Here is a 14,746-nt window from a genome sequence, read left to right on the forward strand (position 1 = left end):
CCTTACGGGATCAGCGGACAGAGCGGATGCGGAGGACGACGAGCCCGCCCAGGAGGACGAGGGCCGCCGCGATGACGAAGAGCAGCGTGTAGTTCTTGTGATCCCCGGTCACGCCGATGAGGAGGATCGCCGAGGCGACGAGCGGTGCGACGGCTTGCGGGATCGACGTGGCGAAGCCGGTGATGCCCATGAAACGTCCGGCGTCCGTGTCCTTCTCGGGCAGGACGTCCAGGAGCAGGGCCTGGTCGACGGCGGCGAAGAGGCCGATGCCGAGCGAGACCACGAGGGAGCCCGCGATCAGGACCGGGAGGGAGGCGGAGAAGGCCATCGTCACCATGCCGACGGCCATCACGAGGCCGCCGACGACGAGGAACAGCCGGCGACGGCGCAGCCGGTCGGAGAGGAAGCCGCCGCCCAGCGCGCCGGCTGTCGTGGCCAGCACGCCGATGCCGCCGAGGGCCGCGATGACGCCCGCCACCTTGTCGACGCCGACGCCGAGGCGCTCGGCGAAGAAGAAGGCCGTGAACGTCGTGTTCAGCGTCAAGCCGAAGTAGAAGAGGAAGCGCGCGAGCCAGTTCCACGAGAAGTCGGGGAACTGCGCGGGCTTGTAGACGTACTTGCTCAGAAGCCGCCCGAGGGTCAGCTGATCCTTCGGCAGACCGCGGCTGTCGTCTTCGTGCACGAGGGTCACGAAGAGGGTGACCAGCACTACGCCGACCGCGCCCGGCACCAGGAAGAGCAGCAGAGCGTCAGCGGTGAAGAACTGCGCGATGACGACACCGAACACCGGTGCGATCTGCGTCGCGAAGCCGTTGAGGCCTCCGACCTTGCCGCGCTGCGACTCCGGGAGGCGGTCCGCGGTGGAGATCTGGAGGTTGCTCAGCACCGTGCCCCAGCCCCATTGGGCGATGATCCAGCCGACGCCGAGCAGCAGGACCGAGGGCGCGACGGCCATCCACACGAGGGACACGACTCCGACGACCATGCCGCCGATCATGAACGGCCGGCGACGGCCGATGCGCGTACGCGTCCGGTCGCTCCAGACGCCCATGAACGGCGCGCTCAGCATCACGAATAGAGCGCCCGCGCCGGTGATGTACCCGAGGTACTCGGCGTGGCCCGGCGCGAGCGCCTGGATCCGGATCGCGAGCGAGATGGCGATCGGGGTGATGAAGGCCATGAAGACGCCGAACTGGGCCAGCACCATGAACCAGATGTAGCGGGCGCTGACCTTGGGAAGCTCGGGCGGGATCTGGCTCTGCTCGGCGACCACGTCCGGGTGGACGGTCGGGCTCGGGATCGGCGTCGGCAGCGCTGCGACGACCGGTTCGTCGCTGGTGGGATTCGTCATCGCGGTGACTCCATCGTCAAGGGGAAGGGGCTAGCACGAGCTAGTGCAGCTACTATAGAGGGCACTGGCTAGCACGTGCAAGTAGAAGATAGAGTCAGGGAGTCGAAGGAGTGCGCGTGCCGAATTCAGAAGCGCTGAAGCGGGTCACCGCGGCCGATGTCGCGCGGGCGCTGGGCGTCTCGCGCGCCACCGTCGGCTTCGTGCTCAACAACACGCCCGGCCAGACCATCTCGCCGGCGACCCGTGAACGCGTGCTCACGGAGGCCAAGCGCCTCGGCTACCGGCCCCACACCGCAGCCCGGGCGCTGCGCAGCGGGCAGAGCCGCATCGTGCTGCTCATCCTCCCGGACTGGCCGATGGACTACAGCATGCGGACGCACCTCGACGAAGCATCCCTCGTCCTGGACCGGGCCGGTTACTCGCTCGTCACCATGACCCCGCACCCCGGAGGCCAGGCGCAGCCGCTGTGGGAGACCCTGCGCCCGGACGTCGTCGTCGGCATGGCCCCCTCCCCCGGAAGATGGTCGCCGAGATCCGGGAGAGCGGCGTGCAACACCTGATCGCCGCGGTCCGGGAGGATCACGCGGAAGCCGACGAAGTCGGTCTGCGGTACACCGAAGGCCCCCGGCTGCAGGTCGAGCACCTGCTCGCCGCCGGCCGTACGGCGTTGGCCTTCGCCGGCTCGGCGGATCCGCGGGTCGCCGACCTGGTGCGCAGTCGTCGGACCCTCGCGGATCGCACGCTCGTCGAGCGGACCGGCGCGGGCTTCGCCGCCGACGCGGATATCGACCCCGGCAACGCGGCCGACGTGGTCGCGACCTGGCTGGCGGGCGGAATCGACGGCGTCATCGCCTACAACGACGACATCGCGGCACTGGTCGCCGGCGCCGTCCTCCGCTCCGGGCACTCCGTGCCCGGAGACATAGCCGTGGTCGGCCACGACGACAGCCCCCTCGCTTCCCTCTTCGTCCCCAGCCTCACCAGCGTGCGCATCGACACTGCCGGGCTCGGACGCTACGTCGCAGAACTGGCGCTGAGCGCGGTGACCGACGCATCGCCGCCGGAAGCGGGGCCGGAGACCGAGGCGCAGCTCGTCGTCCGCGAGTCCACCGCAGCGGCTCCCGACTCCTGAAGAACGTGCTGCCAGGGAGTCAGGGCGTCCAGTCGCGTGAGACCTGGTCTTCGAGCTGCTTGAGGTGGTCGCCCAAGGTTCCGCTGACCGGAGGGTAGCCGCCGACGGGGTCGGGGGCGGTGTGATCCGTCGTCGACAGCGTAGCGACGGCGGCGACGATCGCGAGGACGGCCATCAGCGCATCGACGGCCAGCACGAGCGTGAGCGCTCGAGGGCGACGGAAGGCGGGCGCCGGACCCTTCTCCGCGCGAGGCTCGGCGGCGAGCGGCGCGAGCGGGACGGTGGGCGGCGGGGCGTCCCCAGCGGAGGTCGGGAGCAACAGCGTCGGGCCGGTGCCGGTAATCGCCGTGGTCGCGTGTTCCATCCGCGCGGTGGCGACATCCGCCGGGTCCGCGGCTCCGCCGATCCACGCCTCCTGGTCCAGCAGCATCCGGAGCTCGGAGGCGACACTCTGCGCCGTGGGCCGCTGCTCCGGTTCCCGCGCCGTCATCGCAGCGAGGAGCGCACGCCACCGCGGGTCGAGCGTGGCCGGGATCTCCGGATCGCGGGTGAGCCGGGCCGCGGCGGACTCGGCCAGCCTGCCGCCGAATTCCCGGCGCCCGGTCAGGCACTCCAGCAGGACGAGGCCGAGCGAGTACACGTCGCTGCAGCCGCTCAGGGGCCGGCCGAGCGCCTGCTCCGGGCTCAGATAGCTCGCGGTGCCCATCACCGAACCGGTCGCGGTGATCCTCCCGTCGTCGACCAGCCGGGCGATGCCCAGATCGGTGAGCTTGGCGGCGACTCCCGTCGACGGCGACTCCGGCAGCAGGATGTTCGCCGGGGAGATGTCCCGGTGCACCACGCCCTGACCGTGGATGTACGCCAGGGCCTTGGCGATGTCGAGGCCGATGGCAGCGACGATCGGGCCGGGGAGGGGCCCGTCCGCGAGACGCGCGCGGGCGTCGCTGCCCTTGACGTACTCCAGCACGAGCACGCCGCGCCCGTCGCCGTCGGGGGTGGCGTCGAACAGGGTGACCAGCGAGGGATGCGACAGGCTGGCGAGCAGACGCACCTCGCCCTCCTGGCGGCGCAGGTCCTCCGCGGAGGCGAGCTCGGGACGGAAGATCTTCAGCGCCACGTCGCGGCCGAGGGCCTGGTCCTGCGCGCGGAACACCTCGGCCATCCCGCCGTGCCCGATCCGCTCCAGGATGCGATACCGGTCGGCGATCAGCCGGCCGGCGCCGTCCGCTGCGGCCGCCGGGATCTCATCGGTGGTCGACATGCTCAGTCGCCTCCCTTCCCGTCGCCCTTCTTGCCGCCGTCGCCGCCCTTGTCGCCCTTCTTGCCGTCGCCTGGTTGCTGCTGCTGTTGTTGCTGTTGCTGCTGAAGCTGCTGGATCTGCTGCTGCAGCTGCGCCTTCTCCGCCGCATCCTGCAACCGGCTCAGGTCGGCCCTGATCGTGGCGATGGATGCGGCGATCGCGTCATGCCGGGCCGTGCTGATGGAACCCTTCTTCAGCGCCGCATCGTTCAGCTGCTCCAGGGCGGCCAGCTTCGTCAGTGCCCCTGCGTAGTCGTTCGCGCGGGCCGTGTTCGCCACATCCAGCACCGCGTGCTGCAACTGACTCGACGTCTGTGGGGAGTACGTCTCGCCGCTGCTGCACCCGGTCAGTCCCAGAGCGAGCAGGAGCGCGGCCGCGACCATGCGGATGGGTCCGGCCATCTCGACACTCCATTTCACTTCAGGGCACGCCGAACGGGCGGCGGTTTGGGGGTCCTTGCCACGGTAACCGCGCTCCACAGCCTTGTCGACCCGGCCCGGCAGGCCGCCGCGGGGTGGCGATGCGCGCCATTACCCCGGCTTCGATTCACCGTCTACCCCGCGGTGGTGATCCCGGAAATGCCGGAAAATACTGAGGTGAACAGACCCGAGACCCCGGTTCCGCTTCTGCTCGGAAGGTACCGCCCGGAGCGGCTGCTCGCGCGCGGCGGCACCTCAATGGTCTTCCGCGCTCGGGATGAGAACCTCGGCCGCGACGTCGCGGTCAAGCTGTTCTCCTCCGGAAGCGAGGACGACGTCGCACGGTTCCGGGCCGAGGTCGGCGTGCTCGCCGGCCTCCGTCACCACGGCGTCGTGTCGATCCTCGACGCGGGCGTCGACGACTCGTCACCCAGGGACCCCCGCCCGTTCCTGGTCATCGAACTGGTCGACGGCAGCACGCTCCGCGCGGTGCTGCACGCCGGGCCACTGACGACCCGGCAGATCGGCGAGATCGCGTTCGAGGTCGCCGAGACGCTCGAATACGTCCACGCGCGCGGCGTCATCCACCGGGACGTGACGCCGACGAACATCATGATCGTCGACTACGGCACCCGGTTCTCACGGCCGCGGGCGAGGCTGACGGACTTCGGCATCGCCATCCACGCGACGCACCCGCAGGAGTTCACCGAGGAGACGTTCGGCACGGCCGCCTACCTGAGCCCCGAGCAGGTGCGCAACGAGCCCCTGACGCCGGCGTCGGACATCTACTCGCTGGGCCTCGTCCTGCTGGAGTGCTTCACGAGGACCGTCGCGTTCCCGGGCACGCCCGTCGGCTCCGCTCTGTCGCGACTGAACCGCGACCCCGCGATGCCGGACGACATCCCCGACCGCTGGGGTGCGCTCATCCAGTGGATGACGCAGGCCGACCCGTCGCGGAGGCCGTCCGCCGCCGACGTCGCGACCGCCGCGCGCGGGCCCTGCGGGCGGACCGGGAGGCTGCTGTTCCCTCCTAGGCCCAGCCGCGGAGGCCCCCTACGCGCTCAGGCGCGGATAGTTGCCGGTCTCGCCGGAGCGCGTCCGGGTGAGCGGCGCCATGACGACGCGGTTGGGGAGGCGGAGGTCGCCGAGCGAGACGGGAGAGAACAGATCCATCGAGGGGTTGCCTTTCGGTGTGGGGACGTGGACCCCAACGGTCCGCGGGACCCGCGCTATTCCGCCGGGACGCCCGGCCTGTTCGCTGAGCGAGGAGGTTGCGGGTTCGGGGGTCGCCGTCAGTTCCCGACGAAGGACCGCAGTATCGACAGCAGCTTCGGCCTCTCGGCGCCGATCCAGAAGAGGTGGCTCGGCGAGGCGAGTTCCACGAGCTCGGCGTCGTGAATGATGTGAGCGAAGTCGACGGCGTGCGCGAAGGACACGCCGCCGTCGTGTCGCGAGGCTGTAACAAGCGTCGGGCAACGAACGCGCTCCATCACGGCGCGTCGTACGTCGGCGTCTTCGGAATGGCCTTGCCGGAGGTCGTTCGTGAAGCCGAAATCCGAGCGCATGGACCGGAACAGTCCGCGGGCCTCTTCCTTGTCCGCCGCGCTCATCCGACCCCACCACTGACTCACGGGCAGGTTCGAGAGCGGTGACATCATCATGCGCAGTCCCGCATCCCATCGGACCGCACCGCGAATCGCCGCCCACACCAGGCCCTGGAGCAGCACGGAGAACACCACCGGCCCGAAGACGGCTTCAGCCCGGCTGTCGGGATACCTCAGGCTGGACGGCGCGCAGCTGTGCAGAATCAACCGTTGAACCGCCAGGGGCTGACTCGCCGCGACATGCACGGCCTGCAGTCCCCCGAATGACACACCGACCGCGGCAGCGACGGAAGCGATGCCGAGTTGGTCGCACACCTCGGCCACGAGCGGGGTGAACTCGGCAGCGGTAAGGCGACCGACACGTGTGCGGCCATACCCCGGGCGCGAGAATGAGAGCACCTCATGCCCCAGGTCGGCATACAGGCTCCAACCGCAATCCGTCGCCGCGCGGCAATGTCCTCCGGGAAAGAACAGCACCGGAGGCTTCTCGCCCGGCACGTGCACGGTCTCGACGACTCCACCGGTCGTCCTGATGAGTTGCGGCCCTGCCATTTGCCCTAGTGTTGCGCCATGCGGCAGCGCCCGGCACTCCGCCGGTCCGCGCAGCGGCGCGCGCACCGCTACATCCCGATGCCGCGCGAGCGGATGGCGCGCGACGGGTGCATCTGGGCGGTATTCCAGCCGTAAGAATCAGCTGGCAGGGGCGCCGGTGCTGTCCCGCACCTTGAGCTGCGGCTGGATGAGCGGGATGGTGGCGGGTGTCTCGCCCCGCAGGGCGCCGAGCACGCTCTCCACCGCCCGACGTCCGACTTCGGTGAAATCCAGCCGGACGGTCGTCAGCGCGGGCTGGAAGTAGGCAGACTCGTCGCGGTCGTCGAAACCGACCACGCTCACGTCCTCGGGCACGCTGATGCCGCGGTCGTGAAGCGCCTTGATGACGCCGAGCGCCATCACGTCGTTGATGGCCAGCACGGCGGTGATGGATCGGTCCGCGGCGATCTCGAGGCCGGCCCGGTAGCCCGACTCCGGCGACCAGTCGTCGGATGCGAACACGGCCGGGACGGATCGGCCGGCGAGGGCGAGCTCCGTCTGCCACCCGCGTTGACGCGCCTCGGAGGCCATCCATCCCGCCGGGCCCCCGACGAAGTGGACGGTCTCATGACCGAGGTCGAGCAGGTGCCGGGTCGCCAGCTGCGCGCCCAGGGTCTCGTCGATCGAGATCGTGGCGGGGCCGGCGGGTGAACCCTGTTCGAAACGCACCACGGGCACGTCGGCGTCGAGCCGCTGGAGCACTTCCGTCGCCGCCGTCATCGGCGCGAGGACCACGATGGCGTCCACGCCGCCGTCGACCAGGGAGTCGAGACCCGCCCGGATGCTGGCCTGGTCGACCTCCGCGACGCTGACGAGGCTCGTGGAGTACCCGTTCCGCCGGGCCTCCTCGGCGATGCCGAACAGCGCGAGCGCGGGGCCGTGCACGGAGAGGGCGTAGCTGAGCACGCCCAGATTCATCGAGCGGCTCGTGGCGAGCGCCCGCGCCGCTGAGTTGCGGCGGTAGCGCAGCTGCGACATGGCCGCCTCGACCCGGTCCCGGATCTCGGGAGAGACGTTGCTGTGACCGTTGACCACGCGCGAGACCGTCTGCTGCGAGACCCCGGCGAGGCGGGCAACATCGACCATGCGCGCCGCGCGCGGCGCACCGGTTCTCGTCTCCGTCATCCCCCAATTATGGCCGGGACCGGCAGGGCGCTGGTCAGCGTCCGGCCGGTCCCGTGATCGGCCGGCGGCTCAGCGGTTGCCGTAGCGCAGCACCGCGGGGTGCTGCTCGTACGGCCACTCGGCCTCCGGGATCATGTACTCCAGCGTCGTGTAGCTGCCGTCCATCGTTGCGGCCAGAGACGGGGGCCCGGGGAACCCGATGACGCGCCAGCCGACGCGGTTGTCGTTCCCGCCGTAGACCGGGTCGCCGTAGAACCCCTGGCGGGTGTTCAGCACCAGGAGCGGGAAGAACTCGAGGAAGTCCTCGTTGACCGGCTGGTTGCCCGCCGGCGCTCCCCCGCTGCCCTGGCCGTCCGACTCGGCGAACACGAACTTCGCCGGCTTCTCCTTCCGGGAGATGGCCTCCAGGACGGTGTCCTGCTGATCGTCGTCCAGGTCGACGAAGTCGGCGCCGAACTTGTCGGCGGCGATCCCGTCCAGCTCCACGATCCCCTCGCGGTAGAACTTCTGGCGGCTCTCGATGCGCTCCTGCCAAGCCTTCTCCTCGAGCGCCTCCATGCGGAGGAAGCCCTTTCCGTCAGCCGCGGGGAAGACGAACTGCGTCCCCGCCAGCATCCGGTCGATGAACCGGACCACTCCCGCCTCGCGGGCTCCCGGGTGGTGGTCCGTCGGAATGATGCGCGCAGTGGCGGCCTCGACAGTCGCCCACTCGTGCTCCGTGAAGAACAGCGGCCCATCCGTGTCTCGCGTCGAGATCGGAACGGTGACCCATTCTGCCTGTCCCATTGTCTTCGTCGTCTCCTTAGAGGTCGCGTGGATGTCAGTCGGTCCAGCCGTGGCGGTCCACGGCGATGATCCGGTCGGCGCAACGCCAGGCGTTCGCCATGATGGTGAGCGCCGGGTTGATGCCGGTCGCCGTCGGGAAGAAGCTGGCGTCGAACACGTAGAGGTTCGGCACCTCGTGCGAGCGGCACCACTTGTCGACGACCGAGGTCGCCGGGTCGTTGCCCATGCGGGCCGTGCCGAGCTCGTGCGACGTGTTGCCGGTGATCCGCTCCATGTTGACCGGGACGACCTTGGATGCGCCGGCCGCCTCGAGGATCTCGCCGTTCTTCTTCACCTGCCACTTCTCCTGCGCGAAGTCGTTGGCGTGCGGGGTGTGGGTGATGCGGGCGACGGGGAGGCCCCAGGCGTCCTTCACGGTCGGGTCCAGATCCACACGGTTGGACTCGACGGGGAGGTCGTGGAGCAGGATGCCGATCTTCATGCTGTAGTTGAAGAGGTCGCGGTCGGCGTCCTTGGCGGCCTGGCCCCAGGTCGGGCGGCCGGGGAAGCTCCAGTTGACCGGGTGTCCCAGCATCGACGGGAAGATCAGCGAGCCGAGGATGTGCCCCCGCGACTCGTCCGTCTCGTAGAAGTCGAACGAGCACAGGTTCATGTAATGGCCCGACCAGCCGTACAGCGGGTCGTGCAGCTCCTTGTCGAAGAGCCCGACCGAGAACGAGTACTGGTGGAAGGTGGCGTTCTTGCCGACCTGACCGCTGCCGTTGCCCAGACCGTCCGGGAACAGCGCGGACTTCGACATCAGCAGCAGACGCGGGGTCTCGATGCCACCGCCGCAGACGATGACGGCCTTCGCATTCTGCACGAATTCGTTGCCGTTCTCGTCCTGGTAGCGCACACCGGTCGCCTTGCCGGTCCCGTCTACGAGGATCTCGCTGACGTAGCAGTCGGACCGCAGGTCGTAGAGCCCGGTGTTGATGGCGTCCGGGATGAAGCTGATCAGTGTCGAGGACTTGCCGTTGCCCGGGTCCGGGTACTGCTGCCAGAACCCGTTCTCGCTGAACGGCTTGCGGCCGCGGTACGGCTCGGTCACCATGCCTTGCGGCATCGGGAACGTGCTGTGGCCCATCTTGTTCATCGCGGTCGCGAACTTGCGGCCGATCTGGCTGAGTGGCGCAGGCTTGGTCGGGTAGTCGCGGCTGCGGCGGCCCTCCCAGCGGTTGGCGCCCCCGAGCCCGGAGGTGCCGAACTCCCACTCCACTCGCGTGTAGTACGGCTCGAGGTCGTCGTACGTGATCGGCCAGTCGACCAAGCTCGCGCCCTCGACGTCGCCGTGGATCGAACGGAGACGGAAGTCGTTCTCCGTCATCCGGGGAACCATGCCGCCCCAGTGCGTGGTGCCGCCGCCGACGACCTGCGGCGTCGCCGAGAAGTTCGTGATGACGGCTTCCTCGCTGTCGTTCTGGCGGTAGGTACGGGGCTTGAGCTTGGGGTCCTGCCAGATGAAGTTGCGGTTCAGGAACTTGAGCTCGTCACCGGAGGCGTGCTCGGGCTTCAGCCACGGGCCGCGCTCCAGGCCGACGACGCGGAGGCCCGCCTCGGTCAGCACTTTGGCGGCGGTCGCCCCGCCGGCGCCGGCGCCGGCGATCACGACGTCGACCGGCTCGGGGTTCTTGAGGGTGGTCATTGTCTGTCCTTCCTTGTGACGTTCTGTTGGGGGATGCGTCGCCTAGGCGAGCACCCCGGCGCGGCCCAGGCGCGCGATCGGGAGCAGCTCGTCCCACAGCGCCTCGGGGATGTCGAACTCGGCGAGCTCCACCGTCTGAGCGACCCGCTTGGGCTCGGACATGCCGACGATCGTGGAGGTGACGCGCGGATCGCGCAGCGAGAACTGCAGCGCCGCGGCCGCGAGCGGGACGCCGTGCTCGACGCACAGCGCCTCCATCCGGCGCACGCGCTCCAGCACGTCGTCCGCGACGGGGCCGTAGCAGTAGGTGGGGACCGCATCCGGGCCCTTCACGAGCATCCCACCGCCGAAGGGCGCTGCGTTCACGAAGGCGACCCCGCGGGCCTGCGCGTCGTCGAGGAGCGGCTCCGCGGACTGGTCGACCAGGGTGAACCGGTTGTGGCTGATCACGGCGTCGAACGCCTCGGTGGCGAGGTACTGCAGCTCGAGGTCGATCGGGCCGCCCGCGACGCCGAGGTGGCCGATCACACCCTGGTCGCGCAGGTCGATCAGCGCCTCGAGCGGGCCGCCGGGGGCGACGCCCTCCTCGAAGCTGATCTTCTCGGGGTCGTGGAGGTAGACGAGCGGGAGGTGATCGAGGCCGAGGCGCTCGAGGCTCTCCTCTACGGAGCGACGCACCCGGTCGCCCGAGAAGTCGGTGGTGCCCGGGATCGGGTCCACCTTGGTGGCTACCAGGTAGCCCTCCGGAACCCCGCCGTTCTCGCGGATGGCCTGCCCGATGCGCTTCTCGCTGTCGCCGCCTCCGTACTCGTTGGAGGTGTCGATGAAGGTGAACGGGCCCTCGAAGACGCGCCGGATGGTCGCGACCGCGGTCTCGGTGTCCACTTCATAGCCGTACTGCGCGGGGAAGCTGCCGAGGGCGCTGGTCCCGACGCAGACGTCGGAGACGGTCAGCCCGGTGCGCCCGAGTTGTTTGGTAGTCATTGCGCTTTCGCTTTCTTTCAGCTGTTCGGTTGTCTTACGGGGTTCGTGAGGGTGGCGCCGTGCTCTGCCGCACGATGAGCGTCGGACTCACCCGCGGCAGAGGGTCGGCCTCGCCGCCGCGCATCAGGTGCAGGATGCGGTCGACCGCCAGGCGCCCGACCTCTTCGAAGTCGAGGCGGACCGTGGTGAGGGCCGGCCGGTAGTACGGCGCCTCGGGGACGTCATCGAAGCCGACGACGCTGACGTCCTCCGGCACCCGGAGGCCCGCGTCGGCGAGCGCCTTGACCATGCCGAGGGCCATCTGGTCGTTGGCGACGAACACCGCCGTGATGGTCGGGTTGCCCGCGATCTCGCATCCGGCGTGGTATCCCGAGCGGGTGGACCAGTCGCCGACGAACGCTCGGTTGGTCACCCGACCCGCCGATGCGAGGGTTCTGGCCCAGCCTCGGATCCGAGCGTCGCTGCCCAGCCAGCCGCTGGGACCGGCGACCTGCCAGACCGTTTCGTGTCCCAATTCCAGCAGGTGCCGAGTCGCGAGCTCGGCCCCGGCGACCTCGTCGGTCGCGACGCTCCGCGTGCCCTCCGCCGCCCCCGGCTCGAACACGACCAGCGGAACGCCGGCGTCCAGTCCGGTGATGGCTTCGAGGGCCGCCTGCACCGGGGCCAGGACGACGATCCCGTCGACCGAGTCCTCGACCAGATGTTCGAGGGCCGCTTTCATCCCTGCGCGGTCCACGTCGCCCAGGGTGACGAGGTTGGTGGCGTAGCCCGCCTTCCTCGCCTCGTCCGCGATCCCGCTGAGGGCGACGGACGGACCGTACTGGGCGAGGCCGAAGCTGACGATCCCGATGTTCATGGTCCGGCCGTTGGCCAGGGCCCGTGCGGCGGGATTGCGGCGATAGCGCAGCTGCTGGATGGCGGTCTCCACCCGGTCCCGGACGTCCGGTGCCACATTCGGGCTTCCGTTGACGACGCGGGAGACGGTCTGCTGGGAGACCCCCGCCAGCCGTGCGACATCGATCATCCTGGCACCGCGAGTCGTCGTCTGCTTGTCGTTCCTCGATGGTGCCGACACGGTCTCAGCTCGCTGCCCGGGCGGTCCGGCGCCCGAAGTGCGATCGGAAGAAGCCGGAGATCCGCTGCACGCCTCCCGCGCTGGAGAGGAAGACGGCGATGACGATCACGGCGCCCTTGATGACCAGCTGCGGCTCCGACGAGATGCCGACCAGATTCATGACGTTGATGATCGTGGCGAGCACGAACACACCGATGACCGCGCTGATCGGGTCGCCCTTGCCGCCCATGAGCGAGGCGCCGCCGACCACGACCGCCGCGATCGCATCCAGCTCGTAGCCGACGCCGATGAGCGAGCTGCCCTGCCGCAGCTGGGCGGCCGCGATCAGGCCGGCGAGGCCCGCCAGGAGGCCCGACATCGTGTACGTGATGATGAGGTTGCGGGCGACGGGGAGGCCCGAGAGGCGCGCGGCCTCCGGGTTGCCGCCGATCGCGTACAGCGAGCGGCCGAAGGTCGTGAACTTCGCCACGAGCGCCGCGAGGATCATCACGATGAGGAAGATCATGACCGGGTTCTGCAGGCCGAGGCTGGTGCCGCGGGCGAACAGGTCGATGAAGGTCTGATCGGTGATCTGGATGAGGCTCGTCGACTGGATGATGTAGCTGAAGCCCTTGACCGCGCTCATCATCGCGAGAGTCGCGATGAACGGGGGATCCGCAACCAGACCACCAGGAGCCCGTTGATCAGTCCGGCGACCCCGCAGCAGAACAGCGTGAACGCGACGGAGAGCCCGGTCGCCATGCCCGCCTGCAGGGTGAGGGCGACGATGACGGTCGACATCGCCAGGATGGAGCCCACCGACAGGTCGATGCCTCCCGTCAGGATGACGAAGAACTGACCGACCGCCAGCACCGCCACGATGGATGCCGCCGCGATCACGTTCTCCGCGTTCCGCAGCGTCAGGAAGTCGCCCGAGACGTAGTAGCCGATCACGATGATCACGACGAGCACGAGCAGCAGGTAGCTCTTGGGAAGCAGGCGCTTGGCCACGCCACCCCACGTGGATCGCGTGGGCGCGGCCGGGGAGGTCCCGGCGGACTGCGCCGGCTCTTGGAGGGTCTTGTTCGACATTGTCTTTCCCGTCGTTGGGTTCTGTCAGAGGTGTTCTGGGGTGAGGACGGCTCAGGCCAGCAGCTGGAGGATCCGCTGCCCCTGGGGGTCGATCTCGTCGTGGTCGAACTCGGCGACGACGCGGCCGCGCGCCATCACCAGCACGCGGTCGCACATCATCGCCTCGGAGATCTCGGAGCTCGCGATGACCACGGTCCCGCCCGACCGGGCGAAGTCGCGGATCAGCTCGTACATGTCCTCCTTGGCTCCGACGTCGACCCCGCGGGTCGGCTCGTCGCAGATGAGGAGGCGCGACGAGCGCACCAGCCAGCGGGCGAGGATGCCCTTCTGCTGCGTCCCGCCGCTGAGCGTCTTCATCGGCTGGTTGACGCTGGAGACCTTCATGCCGAGCCGGGTCACCATGTCCTGGGCCGCGCGCTTCTCGCGCTTGCCGTCGATCACCGAGAGCCGGCTGAACATCGGCATGCTCGCCAGGGTGATGTTGCCGGCGACGCCCATCTCCGGGATGAAGCCCTGCGCCTTCCTGTCCTGCGGGAGGAGGCCGATGCCGCGGCGGATGGCATCGCGGGGTGAGGCGAAGTCGACCTTCTTGTCGTCCATCCGCAGCTCGCCGTCGGTCTTCCGGCGGGCGCCGGCCAGCAGGCTGGCCAGCTCGGACTGGCCGGAGCCGATGAGGCCGGCGATGCCGAGCACCTCACCCTGGTAGAGGTCGAAGTCGATGTCGGCGACCCGGTCGTCCTCGCCCAGCCCGCGGGCCGAGAGGAGGACGGTGTCGGTGCGCCCGGCTCCGAGGCGGGGGCTGCGCTCGCCGCGCAGGGCCGCATCCGCGATCGAGCCCTCGAGGCTCTTGCCGACCATCGCCGTCACCACGTCGGCCGGCTTCGACTCGGCGGTGCTCAGGTTGGCCGCGGTGACGCCGTCGCGCAGGACGGTGACCGCATCGCACAGGCTGTACAACTCGTCCATGCGGTGCGAGATGTAGAGGAGCGTGACGCCCTCGGCCGCCAGGCGGCGCAGCACGGTGAACAGCCGCTCCACGTCCGGGAGGGGAGCGTGGAGGTGGGCTCGTCGAGCAGCAGCACGCGCGCATCCTTGTGGAGGGCCTTGGCCAGCTCGACCGCCTGCTGCTCCGCCACCGAGAAACTGGAGACCGGCTGCCGCACGTCGAGGTCGAATCCGACCCGCGCGAGGGCATCTCGCGCTTGGGCCTGCATGGCGTTCCAGTCGACGACGGCGCCCTTGGTGGGGAGCGTGCCGAGGAAGATGTTCTCCGCCACCGACAGCGACGGCACGAGGCTCAGCTCCTGGTAGATGGTGTGGATGCCGGCGGCCTGCGCATCCGTCGGTTCCTTGAACCGCATGACCTCGCCGCCCAGGCGGATGGTACCGCCGTCCGGGGTCTCGGCGCCGGAGAGGATCTTGACGAGCGTCGACTTGCCGGCGCCGTTCTGTCCGGCGAGCGCGTGGATGCTCCCGCGCTTGACCGAGAAGCTGACCCCCTTGAGCGCCTGGACGCCCAGGTAGCCCTTGGTGATGCCCTCGAGCTGAAGCTCGTCCATGTTTCTCTGCACTTCCTCGTGACGTGTGCGGTGGAGCCGGCCGCTGCGCCCGAACCGATGACATC

The 14,746-nt window shown here is 69.5% G+C and carries 15 protein-coding genes and 1 pseudogene; 3 read left to right on the forward strand and 13 right to left on the reverse strand.

What is annotated here, in order from left to right; translation table 11 throughout:
- Positions 1–10 precede the first annotated feature (10 nt).
- Positions 11–1,351, reverse strand: a complete 1,341-nt coding sequence (locus ACQ86M_RS14025) for an MFS transporter (protein ID WP_431245915.1) — start codon at positions 1,349–1,351, stop codon at positions 11–13.
- Between the two features lie 116 nt (positions 1,352–1,467).
- Here ACQ86M_RS14025 and ACQ86M_RS14030 point away from each other — a divergent pair, with 116 nt between their 5' ends.
- Both ACQ86M_RS14030 and ACQ86M_RS14035 read left to right on the forward strand, forming a co-directional pair.
- Positions 1,468–1,911, forward strand: coding sequence for a LacI family DNA-binding transcriptional regulator (locus ACQ86M_RS14030; RefSeq protein WP_431219269.1), 444 nt, complete (start codon positions 1,468–1,470; stop codon positions 1,909–1,911).
- Complete coding sequence (locus tag ACQ86M_RS14035; protein WP_431245916.1) at positions 1,899–2,483, forward strand: substrate-binding domain-containing protein; 585 nt, start codon at positions 1,899–1,901, stop codon at positions 2,481–2,483. Before ACQ86M_RS14030 ends, ACQ86M_RS14035 begins: the two co-directional genes overlap by 13 nt.
- A gap of 19 nt (positions 2,484–2,502) precedes the next feature.
- Here ACQ86M_RS14035 and ACQ86M_RS14040 read toward each other — a convergent pair whose 3' ends face one another.
- Both ACQ86M_RS14040 and ACQ86M_RS14045 read right to left on the reverse strand, forming a co-directional pair.
- Entirely contained in the window at positions 2,503–3,744 is a 1,242-nt protein-coding gene (locus ACQ86M_RS14040; RefSeq protein ID WP_431245917.1) for a serine/threonine-protein kinase, read from the reverse strand.
- 2 nt (positions 3,745–3,746) lie between these two features.
- Positions 3,747–4,184 (reverse strand): hypothetical protein, encoded by a 438-nt coding sequence (locus ACQ86M_RS14045; RefSeq protein ID WP_431245918.1) that lies wholly within the window; start codon positions 4,182–4,184, stop codon positions 3,747–3,749.
- A gap of 177 nt (positions 4,185–4,361) precedes the next feature.
- On the opposite strand from ACQ86M_RS14045, the pseudogene ACQ86M_RS14050 reads away from it, so the two are divergent.
- Positions 4,362–5,168, forward strand: a pseudogene (locus tag ACQ86M_RS14050) (serine/threonine-protein kinase); the annotation flags it as partial.
- Between the two features lie 326 nt (positions 5,169–5,494).
- Here ACQ86M_RS14050 and ACQ86M_RS14055 read toward each other — a convergent pair.
- The 10 genes from ACQ86M_RS14055 to ACQ86M_RS14100 form a co-directional block, all read right to left on the reverse strand.
- Positions 5,495–6,358: an alpha/beta fold hydrolase gene (locus tag ACQ86M_RS14055; protein WP_431245919.1), complete on the reverse strand. Its 864-nt coding sequence runs from the start codon at positions 6,356–6,358 to the stop codon at positions 5,495–5,497.
- Between the two features lie 138 nt (positions 6,359–6,496).
- Positions 6,497–7,483 carry a LacI family DNA-binding transcriptional regulator gene (locus tag ACQ86M_RS14060; protein WP_431221495.1) on the reverse strand — a complete coding sequence of 329 codons (987 nt, stop codon included), beginning with the start codon at positions 7,481–7,483 and terminating at the stop codon, positions 6,497–6,499.
- Positions 7,484–7,591: 108 nt separating this feature from the next.
- Positions 7,592–8,308: a gluconate 2-dehydrogenase subunit 3 family protein gene (locus tag ACQ86M_RS14065; protein WP_431219275.1), complete on the reverse strand. Its 717-nt coding sequence runs from the start codon at positions 8,306–8,308 to the stop codon at positions 7,592–7,594.
- A gap of 34 nt (positions 8,309–8,342) precedes the next feature.
- The gene (locus ACQ86M_RS14070; protein WP_431245920.1) at positions 8,343–9,992 is read right to left on the reverse strand and encodes a GMC family oxidoreductase; all 1,650 of its coding nucleotides are present in this window, start codon (positions 9,990–9,992) and stop codon (positions 8,343–8,345) included.
- Between the two features lie 42 nt (positions 9,993–10,034).
- Positions 10,035–10,976, reverse strand: a complete 942-nt coding sequence (locus ACQ86M_RS14075; protein ID WP_431245921.1) for an aldo/keto reductase — start codon at positions 10,974–10,976, stop codon at positions 10,035–10,037.
- A 34-nt stretch (positions 10,977–11,010) separates the two neighbouring features.
- Complete coding sequence (locus ACQ86M_RS14080) at positions 11,011–12,000, reverse strand: LacI family DNA-binding transcriptional regulator (protein ID WP_431245922.1); 990 nt, start codon at positions 11,998–12,000, stop codon at positions 11,011–11,013.
- A 55-nt stretch (positions 12,001–12,055) separates the two neighbouring features.
- On the reverse strand, positions 12,056–12,676 hold the full coding sequence (locus ACQ86M_RS14085) for an ABC transporter permease (protein ID WP_431245923.1): 621 nt from the start codon (positions 12,674–12,676) through the stop codon (positions 12,056–12,058).
- Positions 12,676–13,122 carry an ABC transporter permease gene (locus ACQ86M_RS14090; RefSeq protein WP_431245924.1) on the reverse strand — a complete coding sequence of 149 codons (447 nt, stop codon included), beginning with the start codon at positions 13,120–13,122 and terminating at the stop codon, positions 12,676–12,678. Before ACQ86M_RS14090 ends, ACQ86M_RS14085 begins: the two co-directional genes overlap by 1 nt.
- 51 nt (positions 13,123–13,173) lie before the next feature.
- Positions 13,174–14,088 carry an ATP-binding cassette domain-containing protein gene (locus ACQ86M_RS14095; protein ID WP_431247895.1) on the reverse strand — a complete coding sequence of 305 codons (915 nt, stop codon included), beginning with the start codon at positions 14,086–14,088 and terminating at the stop codon, positions 13,174–13,176.
- Positions 14,019–14,681, reverse strand: coding sequence for an ATP-binding cassette domain-containing protein (locus ACQ86M_RS14100; protein WP_431245925.1), 663 nt, complete (start codon positions 14,679–14,681; stop codon positions 14,019–14,021). The genes ACQ86M_RS14095 and ACQ86M_RS14100 overlap by 70 nt, the downstream gene beginning before the upstream one ends.
- Positions 14,682–14,746 lie beyond the last annotated feature (65 nt).

Source organism: Leifsonia xyli subsp. cynodontis, from assembly GCF_050632205.1.
Classification (GTDB): Bacteria; Actinomycetota; Actinomycetes; order Actinomycetales; family Microbacteriaceae; genus Leifsonia; species Leifsonia xyli_D.

Bases quoted from the DNA above. Each gene is read 5' to 3' on its own strand.
- ACQ86M_RS14025 (WP_431245915.1), bottom strand. From the start codon at position 1,351: ATGACGAATCCCACCAGCGACGAACCGGTCGTCGCAGCGCTGCCGACG.
- ACQ86M_RS14040 (WP_431245917.1), bottom strand. From the start codon at position 3,744: ATGTCGACCACCGATGAGATCCCGGCGGCCGCAGCGGACGGCGCCGGC.
- ACQ86M_RS14045 (WP_431245918.1), bottom strand. From the start codon at position 4,184: ATGGCCGGACCCATCCGCATGGTCGCGGCCGCGCTCCTGCTCGCTCTG.
- ACQ86M_RS14055 (WP_431245919.1), bottom strand. From the start codon at position 6,358: ATGGCAGGGCCGCAACTCATCAGGACGACCGGTGGAGTCGTCGAGACC.
- ACQ86M_RS14060 (WP_431221495.1), bottom strand. From the start codon at position 7,483: ATGGTCGATGTTGCCCGCCTCGCCGGGGTCTCGCAGCAGACGGTCTCG.
- ACQ86M_RS14065 (WP_431219275.1), bottom strand. From the start codon at position 8,308: ATGGGACAGGCAGAATGGGTCACCGTTCCGATCTCGACGCGAGACACG.
- ACQ86M_RS14070 (WP_431245920.1), bottom strand. From the start codon at position 9,992: ATGACCACCCTCAAGAACCCCGAGCCGGTCGACGTCGTGATCGCCGGC.
- ACQ86M_RS14075 (WP_431245921.1), bottom strand. From the start codon at position 10,976: ATGACTACCAAACAACTCGGGCGCACCGGGCTGACCGTCTCCGACGTC.
- ACQ86M_RS14080 (WP_431245922.1), bottom strand. From the start codon at position 12,000: ATGATCGATGTCGCACGGCTGGCGGGGGTCTCCCAGCAGACCGTCTCC.
- ACQ86M_RS14085 (WP_431245923.1), bottom strand. From the start codon at position 12,676: ATGAGCGCGGTCAAGGGCTTCAGCTACATCATCCAGTCGACGAGCCTC.
- ACQ86M_RS14090 (WP_431245924.1), bottom strand. From the start codon at position 13,122: ATGTCGAACAAGACCCTCCAAGAGCCGGCGCAGTCCGCCGGGACCTCC.
- ACQ86M_RS14095 (WP_431247895.1), bottom strand. From the start codon at position 14,088: ATGGACGAGTTGTACAGCCTGTGCGATGCGGTCACCGTCCTGCGCGAC.
- ACQ86M_RS14100 (WP_431245925.1), bottom strand. From the start codon at position 14,681: ATGGACGAGCTTCAGCTCGAGGGCATCACCAAGGGCTACCTGGGCGTC.